Origin of the sequence: Geothrix oryzae, from assembly GCF_030295385.1 — a bacterium.
GTDB classification, from domain to species: Bacteria; Acidobacteriota; Holophagae; order Holophagales; family Holophagaceae; genus Geothrix; species Geothrix oryzae.
The window spans coordinates 1108830-1122764 of the sequence record NZ_AP027079.1 but is presented as its reverse complement, the minus strand read 5'-3'; the positions used below and the strand labels follow the sequence as shown (position 1 = coordinate 1122764).

The 13935-nt window shown below is 68.4% G+C and carries 13 protein-coding genes; 6 read left to right on the top strand and 7 right to left on the bottom strand.

What is annotated here, in order from left to right; genetic code table 11:
- On the top strand, positions 1-285 hold the full coding sequence (gene gatC, locus QUD34_RS05130; RefSeq protein ID WP_286355529.1) for an Asp-tRNA(Asn)/Glu-tRNA(Gln) amidotransferase subunit GatC: 285 nt from the start codon (positions 1-3) through the stop codon (positions 283-285).
- A 5-nt stretch (positions 286-290) separates the two neighbouring features.
- Here gatC and QUD34_RS05125 read toward each other — a convergent pair whose 3' ends face one another.
- Together QUD34_RS05125 and QUD34_RS05120 are read right to left on the bottom strand one after the other, a co-directional pair.
- Complete coding sequence (locus QUD34_RS05125) at positions 291-3038, bottom strand: TonB-dependent receptor (RefSeq protein WP_286355528.1); 2748 nt, start codon at positions 3036-3038, stop codon at positions 291-293.
- Between the two features lie 198 nt (positions 3039-3236).
- Positions 3237-3818, bottom strand: a complete 582-nt coding sequence (locus QUD34_RS05120; RefSeq protein ID WP_286355527.1) for a hypothetical protein — start codon at positions 3816-3818, stop codon at positions 3237-3239.
- Positions 3819-3885: 67 nt separating this feature from the next.
- Between QUD34_RS05120 and QUD34_RS05115 the strand changes: the two genes are divergently transcribed.
- The gene (locus QUD34_RS05115; RefSeq protein ID WP_286355526.1) at positions 3886-5007 is read left to right on the top strand and encodes an anhydro-N-acetylmuramic acid kinase; all 1122 of its coding nucleotides are present in this window, start codon (positions 3886-3888) and stop codon (positions 5005-5007) included.
- Positions 5004-6953 (top strand): transglutaminase TgpA family protein, encoded by a 1950-nt coding sequence (locus QUD34_RS05110; protein WP_286355525.1) that lies wholly within the window; start codon positions 5004-5006, stop codon positions 6951-6953. Before QUD34_RS05115 ends, QUD34_RS05110 begins: the two co-directional genes overlap by 4 nt.
- Here the strand turns inward: QUD34_RS05110 and QUD34_RS05105 are convergent.
- The gene (locus tag QUD34_RS05105) at positions 6940-7710 is read right to left on the bottom strand and encodes a slipin family protein (RefSeq protein WP_286355524.1); all 771 of its coding nucleotides are present in this window, start codon (positions 7708-7710) and stop codon (positions 6940-6942) included. The two genes, QUD34_RS05110 and QUD34_RS05105, sit on opposite strands and share 14 nt — an antisense overlap.
- A gap of 50 nt (positions 7711-7760) precedes the next feature.
- Positions 7761-8384 carry an MBL fold metallo-hydrolase gene (locus QUD34_RS05100; protein ID WP_286355523.1) on the bottom strand — a complete coding sequence of 208 codons (624 nt, stop codon included), beginning with the start codon at positions 8382-8384 and terminating at the stop codon, positions 7761-7763.
- A 37-nt stretch (positions 8385-8421) separates the two neighbouring features.
- Here QUD34_RS05100 and QUD34_RS05095 point away from each other — a divergent pair, with 37 nt between their 5' ends.
- Complete coding sequence (locus QUD34_RS05095) at positions 8422-9069, top strand: DUF5808 domain-containing protein (RefSeq protein WP_286355522.1); 648 nt, start codon at positions 8422-8424, stop codon at positions 9067-9069.
- A gap of 7 nt (positions 9070-9076) precedes the next feature.
- Positions 9077-10891, top strand: a complete 1815-nt coding sequence (gene uvrC, locus QUD34_RS05090) for an excinuclease ABC subunit UvrC (RefSeq protein WP_286355521.1) — start codon at positions 9077-9079, stop codon at positions 10889-10891.
- Positions 10892-10914: 23 nt separating this feature from the next.
- Here uvrC and QUD34_RS05085 read toward each other — a convergent pair whose 3' ends face one another.
- From QUD34_RS05085 to QUD34_RS05075, 3 genes are read right to left on the bottom strand one after another with little or no spacing between them, the layout of a single operon-like run.
- The gene (locus QUD34_RS05085; RefSeq protein ID WP_286355520.1) at positions 10915-11553 is read right to left on the bottom strand and encodes a tetratricopeptide repeat protein; all 639 of its coding nucleotides are present in this window, start codon (positions 11551-11553) and stop codon (positions 10915-10917) included.
- Between the two features lie 51 nt (positions 11554-11604).
- On the bottom strand, positions 11605-12078 hold the full coding sequence (locus tag QUD34_RS05080; RefSeq protein WP_286355519.1) for a hypothetical protein: 474 nt from the start codon (positions 12076-12078) through the stop codon (positions 11605-11607).
- The gene (locus QUD34_RS05075; RefSeq protein WP_286355518.1) at positions 12075-12890 is read right to left on the bottom strand and encodes a segregation and condensation protein A; all 816 of its coding nucleotides are present in this window, start codon (positions 12888-12890) and stop codon (positions 12075-12077) included. Before QUD34_RS05075 ends, QUD34_RS05080 begins: the two co-directional genes overlap by 4 nt.
- Before the next feature lie 148 nt (positions 12891-13038).
- Between QUD34_RS05075 and lipA the strand changes: the two genes are divergently transcribed.
- On the top strand, positions 13039-13935 hold the full coding sequence (lipA, locus tag QUD34_RS05070; RefSeq protein WP_286355517.1) for a lipoyl synthase: 897 nt from the start codon (positions 13039-13041) through the stop codon (positions 13933-13935).

The window sequence follows — 13935 nt, the reverse complement described above, 5'->3', positions numbered from 1 at the left end:
ATGGAAGTCACCCGCGAGGATGTCCTGCGCTGCGCCGCCTTGGCCCACCTGAGCCTGCAGGAGGAAGAGGTCGAACCCATGCGCACGGCCATGGCCCGGATGCTCACCCATGCGGCCAGCCTGGACGAACTCCCCCTCGACCAGGTGGAGCCCATGCTCGCCGGCCTGGACCATCCCCTGCCCCGCCGGGGGGACGAGCCGCGCGAGACCTTCACCCAGGCCCAGGCCCTGGCGAATGCGCCCGACCAGGACCATGGGCAGTTCGTGGTGCCGAAGGTGCTTTAGCGCGCTCAGAAGCTGTAGCGGATGCCCAGGCGGATCGACCGCGGCGCCTGGAAGGAGAAGGGGTTCCGGTAGTTCGGGTTGGACTGGCCCACATCGGCCTGGGCGAAGTTGTAGCGCTGATCGATGACCGTGGCCGTCTGCGAATCCAGCAGGTTGGTCGCCTCCACCACGAACCGGAGGCGGTGTTTGTTGGCCAGCTTCAAGGTGTAGGCCAGGTTCACATCGAGCCGCGCGGTGTCAGGCGAGCGCCCCTCGGTGCCGCGCTCCACCAGGAACAGCTCATAGCGCCCATAGCCGTCGTGGTAGCCCAGGCGGCTGATGGGCGTGCCCGTCTGGTAGGTGAAGGAGAGGCCGAGGGTGAGCCCGGAATCCCACTCGTAGGCGCCGTTGGCCTTCACCTGGTGGGTGCGGTCGCCACTCAGCTTTCCGTAGCTGTTCACGATGAATTCCGGAAGGTCGAAGGCGCTGTTGATGTTGGGATCCAGCTGGCCCGTGCCATCCGCTCCGCCGATGCCCTGGTAGGCCCCCTCGTAGTTGCCCTCGAGGCGGCTCCAGAGGTAGCTGAGCTGCCAGCTGTGGTGGTTGGCGAACTTCCGCTGGGCGGAAAGCTCCAGTCCCTTGTAGTCCCGCACGGCCTTCGGATAGGTGACGCCTGCCGGGGAGCTGACGCCGGGGTTCATGATGAAGTAGTCGCCGAGGGGGGAGTTCACATCCAGGCCATCCTCGATGGCGCGGCCCAGGTAGCGGCGGATGAACTTGGCGCCGAAGATATAGCGGTCCCGGAAGGTGGTTTCCGCGCCGAGGATGATCTCATCCGTGTACGACCCCTTGAGGTTGCTGTCCACGGGCTCGACATAGGACCCCACGATGGAGGCGGATGAGCCAATGAGCGCCTCGGCCGCGGGATCGGACGCGTAGGCGGTGGGGCTGAAGTTGTAGGTCGTGGGGTTCCGCTCGACACTGAAGGAGCGGATCACCAGATCCAGGGGAACCTGCTCGAAGTAGCGGGAGAAGCTCGCATAGACCTTGTCCTGCCCCTTGCCGCGGAAGTCCCAGATCACGCCCAGGCGGGGCGCCCACTCGTCCTTCAGCGAGATGACCTTGGCGCCGAACTGGTCCTTGATGTCCGTCTGGTCGATGCGGGCCCCCAGGTTCACCGTCAGGGACGGCAGGGCCGACCACTTGTCCTGGATGAAGAAGGACTGGCTGTCGTGCTTGGGCTTGGAGGCGAAGACGATGCTGGGCGCGTCGAAGGTCGGTGAAACCTGGCCGGCGGCGGTGGTCCACCAGTAGTGCGAGTACACCTTCGAGGTGGCGGTGCCCAGGCCGTCATCCGCCAGGAGGGTCACCAGCTGACCGCCCGTGAAGCTCCGGCGGATGTCCGCCGAGTCGGACTGCAGGTCGAATCCGGCCTTCAGCTCGTGGGAGCCCAGGAAGCCCGTGATGGATCCGGTGATGTTGTCCCGCGTGAACTTCTTGTCGTCCCAGCGGCCGAAACCGCCGCTCTGGGCGCCCCCGCCCGCCTGGTCCACCAGCTGGATCTGGTTGCCGCCCACGCCGGGCAGGATCGAGCTGGATTGCTGGTGGCGGCTCACCTGGAGCTGACCGAACCACCGCTCGCCGGTGACCTCGTAGCGCAGGCTCAGGTCCGTGCCGCCCACCTTGTTCTGGCCATCCCAGGTGCCGATGCCGCCCTGGGGAGATTTCACGGCGCCCGTGATGGTCTCCGGGTCGCCGACGATGGAGGCGATGAGGCTCTGGCTCTCCGAGAAACGCCATGTGAGCTTGCCTGCGAAGAGATCGCGGGTGGAGTCCTGCGGAGCGTGCTGGCCCGCCTCGGGCCCCAGGCGGATGCCGTAGGTCTGGTTCTCTTTTCGCCGGTCATAGGCGACGAAGAACCAGAGCCGGTCCTTGATGATGGCCCCGCCCACATCGAAGCCCAGCTCAAGCGTCTTGTCCTCGATCAGCAGCGGCTTGGACAGGTTTCCGTCGTTCTGGTGCTTGTTGCCCGTCTTGAGGATGGCGCCTTCGGAATAGACGAACACATCGCCGGTGAACTCGTTGCCCCCGGACTTGGTGATGACATTGATGATGCCGCCCATGGCCTTGCCGTACTCGGCCTCGTATCCGCCCGTCTTCACCTGGAATTCCTGGATGAATTCCATGGGCACCTTCTTGCCCTTGGTGCCGAACTCCACATCCGTGGCATTGATGCCATCCACGACGAAGCTATTTTCCGCCCCGGTGGAGCCATAGACCTTGAACCCGGCATTGTCCTGGCTCACGCCGGGGGCCAGCAGGGCGATGTTCGCGAAATCTCTGGAGACATTGAGCTTTGAAATCGCCTCGGCCGTGTAGTTGGAACCGACGGTCGTGGCCTTCAGGTCGACAGAGGTGTTCGTTTCGAGCACTTCGACGGTGGCGCTGGCGACGGCGTTCATAACCAGGTCCACCGTGGAGGTGCGGTCGAGTCCGACCTGGAGTTGGGCCTTCGCCGTGTTCAAACCCTCCTTCGTCGCCGTAAGCGTGCAGGGACCCGGCGGCAGCAGGCCGAACCGATAGGCGCCGGATTCGTCCGTCACCGTCGTCCGCCCGCCCTGGAGGGCCTGGCCGCCGATGGCCACCCGCGCCCCGGCCACGGGCCGTCCCTTGGGATCCAGCACCCGACCCTGAAGCGCTCCGGTCGTCTGAGCCGTCAGCACGGCCCCGGAGGCAAGGAGCAAGGACAGATAGCGCAAGCGCAGGCCGGTCATGGCGGCTCCGCAAAAGGGCCACCTTCGGATGGCCACAGTCCGTAGGAAAGTGGTCCCATCATGGGCATTCTCATCGCTGAATCAATGGGAATTTCCCATCGCTTCATTGGCGATGAAATCATCTCCAATTATTGAGCTTGGCCAACTTCCAGTCCTGGCTCAAGATGCCATCGAGGGCCGTCCGAAGTCCAAGCGCGCCTACCAGTCTCCGCCGGAGTCCCCGCCGGAATCTCCCCCGCCCCAGTCGCCACCGGAATCACCGCCATCGCTGGAACCCGACTCACCCCAGTCGCTGGAGGAACTGTCGGAGGACCCGCCACCCCAGCCATCACCCCCATCCTGGTGATCGTGGTGCTGGTGGCCGCCGCCCATCATGCTGCCGATCATCATGCCCGTGAGCAGGCCGCCCATGCCGCCGCCAGGCTGGCCATAGCCGCCCTGCTGCATGGGCACGGAGCCCTGCATGGGCGCGTCCAGGCCCAGGCGTCGCCGGGCCGAAGGGGGGAGCTCCTCGTCCTTGAGGGTCTGCACGCCCGCCTGGGCCCCACAGTACCCGCAGGTCCACTTCACGGCACGCAGGCCGTCCCAGTCCTGCTTCATCTTGTCCCCCGTGGCGCCGCAGGTGGGGCACTTGGGGTAGGGACAGGGGAAGACATGGGGCTCCAGCGGCGCTGTCGGCAGGGCGCGCCGCGAGGCACCGAGCTGCTCGGCACGGTCCTTCTTGCCGCGCAGGACGAAGAAGACCACGACGCCAATGATGAGAATGAGCCAGAAGGACATGGAAACCCCCGAGGGCATCCAGGGTATCCGGAATCCGGCACCCCGACTTGCTGGCATGATCACCCTCATGCGTTCCCGCATCCCGCTCCCGGAGGACCGCCCCTGGCGCGTGCTGGGCCTCATGTCCGGCACCAGCGCCGACGGTGTGGACGCCGTTCTGGTGGAGGTGGAGCCGACGGCCTTCCCGGAGGGACATCCCTTCCTGCGCCTGCTGGGCCACCACGCGATGCCGTACCCGGAATCGCTGAAAAACCAGGTGCTCGAGGCCGCCTCGAACCGCCTGGACCCCGCCGGACTCTGCATCCTCCAGCGCCGCTTGGGTGACCACCATGCCCGCGCCGCCGCGGACCTCTGCGCAGACCTCGGCCTCTCGCCGGACCTGGCGAGCCTCCATGGCCAGACCGTCCAGCATCACCCTGCCGAGGGCGCGAGCCTCCAGCTGGCGGATCCCTATGTGCTGGCCGAGGCCCTGGGATGTCCCGTGGTGTGGGACCTGCGCCGCCGCGACCTGGCCCTGGGCGGGCAGGGAGCCCCCCTCGTCCCCCTGCCGGAGCGCTGGCTGCGCGGGGCCGGGCCCTGGCTGGCCCTGAACCTGGGCGGCATCGCCAATGTCGCCGCCTGGGACGGCCGGCGCCTCCAGGCCTGGGACACAGGCCCGGGCATGTCGCTGCTGGACCTCGCGGCCCGTCGTTGGCTGGGCCGGCCCTTTGATCCCGAGGGCGCCGCGGCCTCCGGCGGAGTTCACGCCGACCTGCTGGCGCGGTGGCTGCAGCATCCCTACTTCCAGCAGGCCCTGCCCAAATCCACCGGCCGGGAGGTCTTCGGAGAGGCTTGGCTGGAGGCGGAATCCGCAACCCTGGAGGCCCTGCCCCTGGCCGACCGCCTGGCCACCCTGGCGGCCTTCACAGCTCAGGCCGTCGCCCAGGAGCTCGCCCGGCTGGGGTCGCAGGCTCCCGCCTTGCGGGGTCTGGTGAGCGGCGGCGGGGCCCGGCACCGGCGTTTGCGAGCGGAACTGGCCGCCCGCCTGCCGCTGCCGCTCGAAGATGACCTGACCTTCCCCTCCGGGGCGCGGGAGGCCGTGAGCTGGGCCCTGCTGGGCGCCGCCAGCGCGCTGGGCGTGCCCGGCAACCTCCCGGAAGTGACCGGGGCCAGCCATCCTGCGGTCCTTGGGAGCTGGGTCTGGCCGTGAGGGGGGCGCGCTGGATCGACCACCTGCCCCTGTGGGTGGCCCTGGGGGCCGCCGCTTCCACAGGCCTCTATGATCTGGGCGAGCTGGTGGGCATGGCGCTGCCCCTGATCGCGGCAGCGCTGGTGGAGCTGCTCCGCTGGAACCTCCGGCGGCACCAGCGCTGGCTGGAAGTGGGCGCCCTGGTCTTCTTCCTGGCCGATCTCGCGCGGGGCCGCGGCGTCTTCCCCGTCGCCATCCACACCCTCTTCCTGCTGGCCGGCCTGCGGCTCGCCCTGCCCCGGGAGATCTCCCACCGGCGCCAGCTGGTGCTCATGGGGTTCCTGCTCCTCCTGACGGCGGCGGTCAGCACGACCAGCCTGTCGTTTCTGGCCTGGGCCCTGGCCTGGTTCGGCGCCGCGGCGCTCGCCCTGCTTCAGCAGAGCTGGGAAGTCTCCTCCAGCCTCCGACGAGGCGCCTTCTCGCGCCCACCCTACGGCCTGGTCCCCCTCTGGCTCGCGGGCGCTCTGCTGCTGGGAGCAGGCTTCTTCCTGTCGCTCCCCCGCCTGAATACCGGATTCCGCCCCCCCTTCCTCGGCTCCACGGCCGCCCTGGCCCAGGCCGGGCTCAGCGATCAGCTCGACCTCGCCGGCGGCGGGCCCATCGCCCCCAATCCCGAAGTCGTCCTGCGCATCGCCCCGCCCCCCGGCACGGATCCATCTCGGCTGCAGGGATTGGAGCTTCTGCACGGGGTGGCGCTGGAGTCCCTCGAGGGGGACCACTGGACCCCCTCCAAGCTCACCCCGAGCGATGCCTTCTTCGTCCCCCGCCGCGGCCCCGGCGCCCTGCAGGCGGAATTCCTGTTCACCCCCAGCACCCACGGCATCCTGGCCCTGCCCTACGGCCTGTCTGGTTTGTCGCCCGCAGGGCTGCCGTTGCGGCGCGCCGAAGGCGGCAGCCTCCGCTGGCGGTTCCCCCGGGTTCGTCCCATGCCGATGGAGGTGGCCTGGAACCCTGCAACGGCGGAGCCTTCGGAACCGCAGCTGTCCCTCCGAAGGCTCGAGCACCTCGTCGAACTCGGTCCCGGGCAGGATGTGGTCCGCCGCTGGAGCCTGCGCCTGGCCCCGGGGATCCTCCCCGCGCCGGAGCTGGCCCGGGTGCTGGAGCGGGCCCTGCGCGGTTTCCGCTACACCCTCGACAATCCCTCCGGCAAAGCCGCCCGTCCTCTGGAGGATTTCCTGGAGCGCACCCAGGCGGGGCACTGCGAGTACTTCGCCTCGGCCATGGCCCAGATGCTGCGGGCCCGCGGCGTGCCTGCCCGCGTGGTGAACGGCTACCGGCTGGGCCCCTGGATTCCCGAAGGGGGCTACTTCCGCGTAAGCCAGGACCAGGCCCACAGCTGGGTGGAGTACTGGGACCAGGGCCGGTGGCACCGCGCGGATCCCACTCCGGCGGCGGTGGGATCCACCTCCGGCGGCCAAGCCCTCTCGACGCTCTCCCGCTGGTTCGACGCGCTGACCTATCACTGGGACCGGTACATCGTCCGATTTTCCGACCAGGACCAGCAGGCGGGGTTCTCCTGGATCCAGAGCCGCGTCGAGGGCTGGGAATGGCGCTGGAAGGCGCCCCCGGCAGCGCTATCCTGGGGCGTGGGGCTGCTCGCCCTGGCCTGGACGGCGTGGCGCACGCGGGGCCTGTGGCGGCCCCGGCCGCCCGGGCCCGGCCGCATCCGCGCCCTGCACCCCCTGCTGGCCCGGACCCGCCGAGTCGCCCCGCCGATGGCCGGCGAGACGGCCAGGGTCTGGCTGGGCCGCCTGGCGGCCCTGCGCCCCGAGCGAAAGACGCCGCTCACCAAGCTGGCCGACGCCGTGGAAGCCGAAGCCTACGCCGGCCGGAGCAGCGCGGCCTCCACCCTGGCGAAGGCGGAGGCCGCGATTTGGCGGGGTTGGAGAGGTCCTACTTCCCGCTGAGCTTCTCGAAAGCCCGCATGAACTCGATGGGCAGCGGGAAGACGATGGTGCTGTTCTTCTCCGTGGCGATCTCGGCGAGGGTCTGCAGGTAGCGCATCTGGATGGCCGTGGGGTTCTCGCTGATCTTGTTGGCGGCTTCCAGCAGCTGCTGGCTGGCCATCAGCTCGCCCTCGGCGGCGATGATCTTCGCCCGCTTCTCCCGTTCGGCTTCGGCCTGCTTGCCCATGGCGCGCTGGATCTGCTCGGGCAGGTCCACGCTCTTGAGTTCCACGCTGGTGACCTCGATGCCCCAGGGCTCGGTGGAGCGGTCGATGATCTCGCGCAGGCGCTGGCTGAGCTTCTCGCGGTCCGCCAGCAGCTCGTCCAGGGTGACCTCGCCGAGGATGCTCCGTAGCGTGGTCTGGGCCATCTGGCTGGTGGCGTAGTAGTAGTTCTCCACGCCGATGATGGCGGCTTTGGGATCCAGCACCTTGAAGTAGACGACGGCGCTCACCTTCAGGCTCACATTGTCGCGGGTGATGATGTCCTGGCTGGGCACATCCATCACCACCGTGCGCAAGCTCACGGTGACGGCGGTCTGGAAGGGGCGCCACACGAAGCAGAGGCCCGGTCCCTTGGGCTTCTCCTGCACCTTGCCCAGGGTGAAGATCACCAGCCGCTCGTACTCGTTCACCACCTTGAGGCAGGAGAGCAGGTAGATCAGCACGAAGATGGCGGCCGGGCCGAAGCAGCCGAAGGTCGTAAGCAGGGCGTCCATTGAGGACCTCCGGGGAAAGATGGCCCCAGTCTACGCCTGTCTGGGCCTGTCTAGGCCTTCACGAATGGATTGCTGGCCGCCTCCGCGCCGATGGTGGTCGGAAGGCCATGACCGGGAATGACCAGCGTGGCGCCGTCGAGAACATAGAGTTCCCGGCGGATGCTCTGCTCCAGCGCCTCCCAGTTGCCCCCCCAGAGGTCCGTCCGGCCCACGCCGCCCCGGAAGAGCGTATCCCCCGCCAGGAGCACCTGCCCCTTGGTAAAGGCGCCATGGAAGCAGCAGGAACCCGGCGTGTGGCCCGGCGTGTGCAGGGTGGCAAGATCCAGGTGCCGGTCCCCCGGGTTCAGGGCCGTCATCTCGGGCTGGGGGATCGCCGGCATCCCGAACATCCCCGTCTGCTGGGGCAGCGCCTCGATCAGGAAGGTGTCATCGCCGTGCAGGTGGGCCGGACACTGCCAGAAGTCCTGCAGCTCCCGGGTGGCGCCCACATGATCGAAATGCGCGTGGGTGTGCAGCAGGGCCGTGACTTGGAAGCCGAGGGCCTCCACCCGCTTGCGGATCTTCGCGCCGTCTCCGCCGGGATCGATCACCACGCCCCGGCCCGTGGCCGGATCCCACAGCAGCGAACAGTTGCAACCCAGGGGGCCCACGGGGAAGGTTTCGAGGTTCAGCATGGTTCCAGTGTGGCAAACCCGGCGGTAGATTGGGGCCATGGAACAAGTGGATCCCCCTCAAGTGGCCTGGTTCTCCCCCTGGGACCTGCTCCCCCTGGTGGGCGCCCTGGCCCTCGCCCTCGCCCTTCCCGGGCTCATGCACGGCCTACCTGATCCCATTCCCACCCACTTCAATGCCCGTGGCATCGCCAATGGCTGGACTTCCCAGGCGGGCTATCCCTGGCTGGCTTTCGGCCTACCCGCGGCGATTTGGGCCGTACTCTGGCTCACGGGCCGGGCCTTCGTGGGATCGGACCAGGATCCGGATGGCCGCAAGAGCTCAGCCATGGCACCGTTGCGGGGCCTGATCACGCTGGGTTTGCTGGGGATGATGGCGGGTGGCCTCTTCATCCCGCGCCACGGCCAGGGCGTGATCGTCTGGATGATCGGCGGCTTCCTGGCCCTGGCCCTCCTCGGCATCCTGCTGATGGCACGGCAGATGAAGCAGACCCTGCGAGATGATAAGCGCAGTGAGCACTACCGCTGGGGGCTCTTCTATGTGAACCCGGAGGATCCCGCCCTCTGGGTGCCCAAGCGGCTCGGCCTGGGCTGGACGCTCAATTTCGCCCATGACCTCAGCTGGATCATCCTCGCCCTGTTGCTGCTGCCCGTGGCCCTGGTCATCAGCCTCACGCGGACCCACTGAGCCGCCCGTGGCCGCCGTCCGAACCAACCTCGAGAAATCCCCCACCCTGAAGCGCAAGCTATCGGACCTGCCCCTGCGTCCGGGCTGCTACCTCTACCGGGACGAGGGCGGCAACCTGCTCTATGTGGGCAAGGCCAAGGTGCTGCGAAACCGGGTGAAGTCCTACTTCCAGCAGAAGCGGTTGGACGCCAAGACCCGCCGCCTGGTGGCCCGCATCTGGGATGTGGAGCTCATCGTCTGCGAGACGGAACTCGAGGCCCTGGTCCTCGAGAACAACCTCATCAAGGAGCACCTGCCGCCCTTCAATATCCTGCTGCGGGACGACAAGAGCTACCCCTATGTGAAGCTCACGTGGAAGGAAGCCTTCCCGAAGGTCTTCGTCACGCGGAAGATCCGCAAGGACGGCAGCCTCTACTTCGGGCCCTTCTTCCCCGCCAGCACCGCCTACCGCACGGCCGAACTGGTCTACCGCTTCTTCCAGATCCGAGACTGCGACATCGACATCGACGGCAAGCGCGGCCGGGCCTGCATGAAGTACCAGCTGCACCGCTGCACGGCCCCCTGCATCGCGGCCGTGGGCCAGGAGGCCTACCGCGAACAGGCGAAGGAGGCGCGGCTCTTCCTGGAGGGCAAACGCGATGAGCTGAAGGCGCGGCTGGAGGCCGCCATGTGGAAGGCCGCCGAGGCCGCCGCCTTCGAGCAGGCGGCCCAGCACCGGGACGCCCTCCAGCAGGTGGACGCCTGGTTCACCCGGCAGAAGGCCGCCAGCGCCGACCTCGACGACACCGATGTGTACGGCAGCGCGGTGCTGGATGGGCGGGCCTGCGTCCACCGCCTCCTGCTCCGGGAGGGCCGCATGGTGGGGCGGCAGGAGTACCTGCTGGATGATGTCGAGAGCTTCGACGGCGCCGTGCTGGCCCAGGTGCTCCAGCGCGTCTACAGCGCCGATCCCGCCCCCGCGAAGGTCCTCGCGGAGGTCGAGCCGGAGGATGGCGACCTCCTGCGCAGCTGGCTGTCGGACCTGCGCGGCACGAAGGTCCGCATCCAGATCCCCCAGAAGGGGGAGAAGGTGGATCTGCTGGCCATGGCCCAGGAGAACGCCCGCCTGGCTCTGGAGCGCAAGTTCGAGCCGGCGCGGCTCAACGAGGCCGTGCTGGAGGGCCTGCAGGCCTTCCTGGGCCTGGCCCACCTGCCCCGGCGCCTGGAATGCTTCGACATCAGCCACGGCCAGGGCCGCGAGGTGGTGGCCAGCTGCGTGGTGTTCAGCGACGGCGTGCCCGACAAGGCCCGCTACCGCCGTTTCAAGATGACCAACGAGCAGAACGACGACTTCGCCAACATGCACGAGGCCGTGACGCGCCGCTACCAGCGCATGCGGGACGAGGGTCAGGAGTTCCCGGACCTGGTCCTCATCGACGGCGGTCTCGGCCAGCTCCACGCGGCGGAAGCGGCCCTGAAGGATCTGGGCATCGAGCAGCTGGAGTTGGGGAGCCTGGCGAAAAAGGAGGAGCTGGTGTTCCGCCCCGGCTCCAGCACGCCGCTGAAGATTCCGAAATCCTCGCCGGTGCTGCAGCTGCTCCAGCGCATCCGCGACGAGGCCCATCGCTTCGCCATCACCTACCACCGGGCCCTGAGGGCGAAGCGCACCCTCCAGACCGAGCTGACGCAGATCCCCGGCATCGGTCCCGCCATGGCGAAGAAATTGCTCCAGGCCTTCGGCAGCGCCGCCCAGGTGCGCGAGGCGGAGGAGGCCGCCCTGGTGGAAGCCGTCGGCCGATCGGCCGCCGGCAAGGTTCTGGCCTGGCGGAGCCGCGCCGGCTGACCGATTTTCCGCCGATGCCGCGCCTATTTCGCGGGGGCGTCCAGCTTGGCCAGTTCGGCCCGGGCCGCCTCGCTGCCCTTCTCCGCGGCCTTGCGGTACCAGCCAAGGCCCTTTTCGCGGTCCTGCGGGACATTCAACCCGTAGTAGTACATGACCCCGAGCATCCGCATGGCGTTCGCATCCCCGGCCTTGGCCTGCTCCAGATAGGCCTGGGCACCGGGCGGGTCGACTTCGGCCACCGGCGATGCGGGGGCTGCCGGCGAGGGCACCGTCGTTCCCCGGGAGAACAGGAAATAGATCGCAGCACCCAGCAGCGCCAGCGCCCCCAGGGCGAGAGGGCCCTTCCATCCCCTGGGCTCGGGCTTGTGAGATGGAGGCGGCGGCAACTCGGTCTGCCCGGCCGCTCCGGCGGGAAGAGCCAGCTTCTGAGTGCGGATCGGCGGATCACCGGCCGTCGGAAGGATGAGCCTCTGCGTCTGATCCGGGGCCTCATCCGGGCTGGGGGGGGTCACCTTCATCGCCTCCGCGGCCTCCACCAAGGCTTTGAGGGGCAGTTTCTGGGTCGCACGGGGATCCAGGGAGGGCGCGCCTGCGGGCAGGCGCACCGTATCGCCGGGAGAAGCTTCGGGGCCGTTCGGTTCCGGCCGCTCAGGGTCATGCATGGGGGCCCCTCCGGATCACGGACATCCTCATCCAGGATACTCCCCGGAAGGTCATGTCGCCTCTCCGGGGCCCGCGCTGGAGGCCCTCACCCAGCGATCGAGCCGGGGGACGAAGGCCAGAAACAGGAGCGGCGCCAGCAGGATGAAGCCCAGCACATGGCGGAGGGCGTACCGCCCCACCAACAGCCAGTAGACCAGCCCGTAGAAGCTGCTCAGTTCGAACAAGGCCGAATACAGCAGCGATTCCCGCAGCAGCACCCGGGGCCGCTGGGACTCGGGAACCCGGTGGAACGCCCCCAGCACCACGCCCCGGCGCCAGAGCACCCATGCCGCCGACAGGAAGACCAGACCCGTGAAGGCGTGGCCGATTTGGAGCAACGATCCCTCGGGACGGTTCTCCCCGGCCGGGACCAGGCCCGACAGGACCAGGGCGCCGATCAGGACCGGGGTTCCCACGCACATCCCGAACCCCGCCAGGCGGGCCAGACGGTAGCTGGAAGACAGGGAGCCCGGCGCGTCCGTCACGCGGCCTCGGCGGCCTTGACCCGGATCTCGCCGAAGGTCTCGCCCTGAACCAGGGCGATGCGGCCGGTCCGCACCAGCTCCAGCAGCGCCAGGAAGGTGAGCACCAGCTCCTCGCGGGTGCGGACCTGGCCCAGCAGCCCCTCGAAGGGTTTCCACAGGCCGTCCTGGAGGCTGCCGAGCACTTCCATCACCCGCTGCTCCAGCGTCTTCGGCTGGGTCCGGACTTCCACGGGCGGCGGCGGCAGCAGGCGCTTCAGGGCCTCGCGGTAGGCGCCCAGAAGGTCGAAGAGCGTGGCGCGGATGGGCTCGTCCTCCACGCGCTTGTGGTCGTCGAGATCCAGGCCGGGCGCGAAGGCGATCTTCTGCCAGTCGGACTCGCGATCCGACAGCACCAGGGCGGCTGCCTTCACCTGCTGGTAGTCCAGCAGCCGCTGCACCAGGGTCTCGCGGGGATCCTCCTCGCCGGTCTCCTGCGGCGAGCGGGGCAGCATGAGCCGCGATTTGATCTGCAGCAGCTGCGCGGCCATGGCCACGAATTCCGCCGCGATCTCCAGGTTCAGCTCCTCCATGAGCTTCAGGTAGTCCATGTACTGCCGCGTGACATCGGCCATCGGCAGGTTCAGGATGTCCAGCTTCTGCTCGTGGATGAGGTGCAGCAGCAGGTCCAGGGGGCCATCGAAAGCCGACAGGTGGAGCGCCAGACCCCGGAACTTCGTTTCAAACCCCTTGGGGGGCTCGAAGGTTCGAGGGGCCTCCGGGGCGGGCAGGACTTCAGCCACGGATTCGGGGAGTTCCTGGGGGGTGTCGGACATGGGCTTATTCTAGCGGAAGAAAACGAAGGAATTAGCCGTAGGTCAACATATATAAATATTGATTAAGATAAAGATAAAGAACACGCCACTCTCCCTGTCAGCGTCCATCCGTGTCTATCCGTGGCCATTCCCCTCACAATGAAGGGCTATGGCCCGCCCCCCCGTCCTCCCTGGCCCCCGCCCCGACTGGCTCAAGATCCGCGTCCCGGCCCCGGAGGTGGTGGCGGAGGTCGAGGGCCTGATCCGGGAGCAACGGCTGGTGACCGTCTGCGAAGAGGCCCGCTGCCCGAACCTGCACGAGTGCTGGGGCATCCACCGCACGGCCACCTTCATGCTCATGGGCGACATCTGCACCCGCCATTGCGGTTTCTGCAATGTGGGCAAGGGCCGCCCCGGAGAGCTGGACCCGGGTGAACCCCAGCGCGTGGCCGAGGCCGTGGCGCGCCTGGGCCTGAAGTTCGCCGTGGTCACCTCCGTGAACCGGGACGACCTGCCCGACGGCGGCGCCGCCCACTTCGCCGAAACCATCCGCTGGATCCGCACCCTCTCGCCCCATTGCGGCGTGGAGGTGCTCATCCCCGACTTCCGGGGCCGCGAGGCCGACCTCCTCACCGTGCTGGAGGCCCGGCCCGAGGTGCTCAACCACAATGTGGAGACCGTGCCCCATCTCTACCGCCGGGTGCGGCCGGATGCTGACTACCTCCAGAGCCTGGAGGTCTTGCGCCGCACGGCGGACTGGCGGGACGCCCATGCTCCGGCCATGCGGGTGAAGAGCGGCATCATGGTGGGTCTGGGGGAGACGCCGGAGCAGGTGCTCGCCCTCATGGCCGACTGGCGTGCCTCCCGCGTGGACATCGCCACCATCGGCCAGTATCTGCCCCCCTCCGACCTGCACCTGCCCCTGCACCGCTTCGTGGAACCGGCCGAGTTCGACCTGTTCCGCCAGAAGGGTCTGGAAATGGGCTTCCAGCGCGTGGAATCCGCCCCCCTGGTGCGGTCCAGCTATCACGCCGGCGAAGGCATGGCGGCCAACGCCAAGGGCTGA

Coding starts and splice junctions, on each gene's coding strand:
- QUD34_RS05125 (WP_286355528.1), bottom strand. CDS start 3,038: ATGACCGGCCTGCGCTTGCGCTATCTGTCCTTGCTCCTTGCCTCCGGG.
- QUD34_RS05095 (WP_286355522.1), top strand. CDS start 8,422: ATGGAACAAGTGGATCCCCCTCAAGTGGCCTGGTTCTCCCCCTGGGAC.
- QUD34_RS05105 (WP_286355524.1), bottom strand. CDS start 7,710: ATGGACGCCCTGCTTACGACCTTCGGCTGCTTCGGCCCGGCCGCCATC.
- QUD34_RS05075 (WP_286355518.1), bottom strand. CDS start 12,890: ATGTCCGACACCCCCCAGGAACTCCCCGAATCCGTGGCTGAAGTCCTG.
- lipA (WP_286355517.1), top strand. CDS start 13,039: ATGGCCCGCCCCCCCGTCCTCCCTGGCCCCCGCCCCGACTGGCTCAAG.
- QUD34_RS05115 (WP_286355526.1), top strand. CDS start 3,886: ATGCGTTCCCGCATCCCGCTCCCGGAGGACCGCCCCTGGCGCGTGCTG.
- QUD34_RS05100 (WP_286355523.1), bottom strand. CDS start 8,384: ATGCTGAACCTCGAAACCTTCCCCGTGGGCCCCCTGGGTTGCAACTGT.
- gatC (WP_286355529.1), top strand. CDS start 1: ATGGAAGTCACCCGCGAGGATGTCCTGCGCTGCGCCGCCTTGGCCCAC.
- QUD34_RS05085 (WP_286355520.1), bottom strand. CDS start 11,553: ATGCATGACCCTGAGCGGCCGGAACCGAACGGCCCCGAAGCTTCTCCC.
- QUD34_RS05120 (WP_286355527.1), bottom strand. CDS start 3,818: ATGTCCTTCTGGCTCATTCTCATCATTGGCGTCGTGGTCTTCTTCGTC.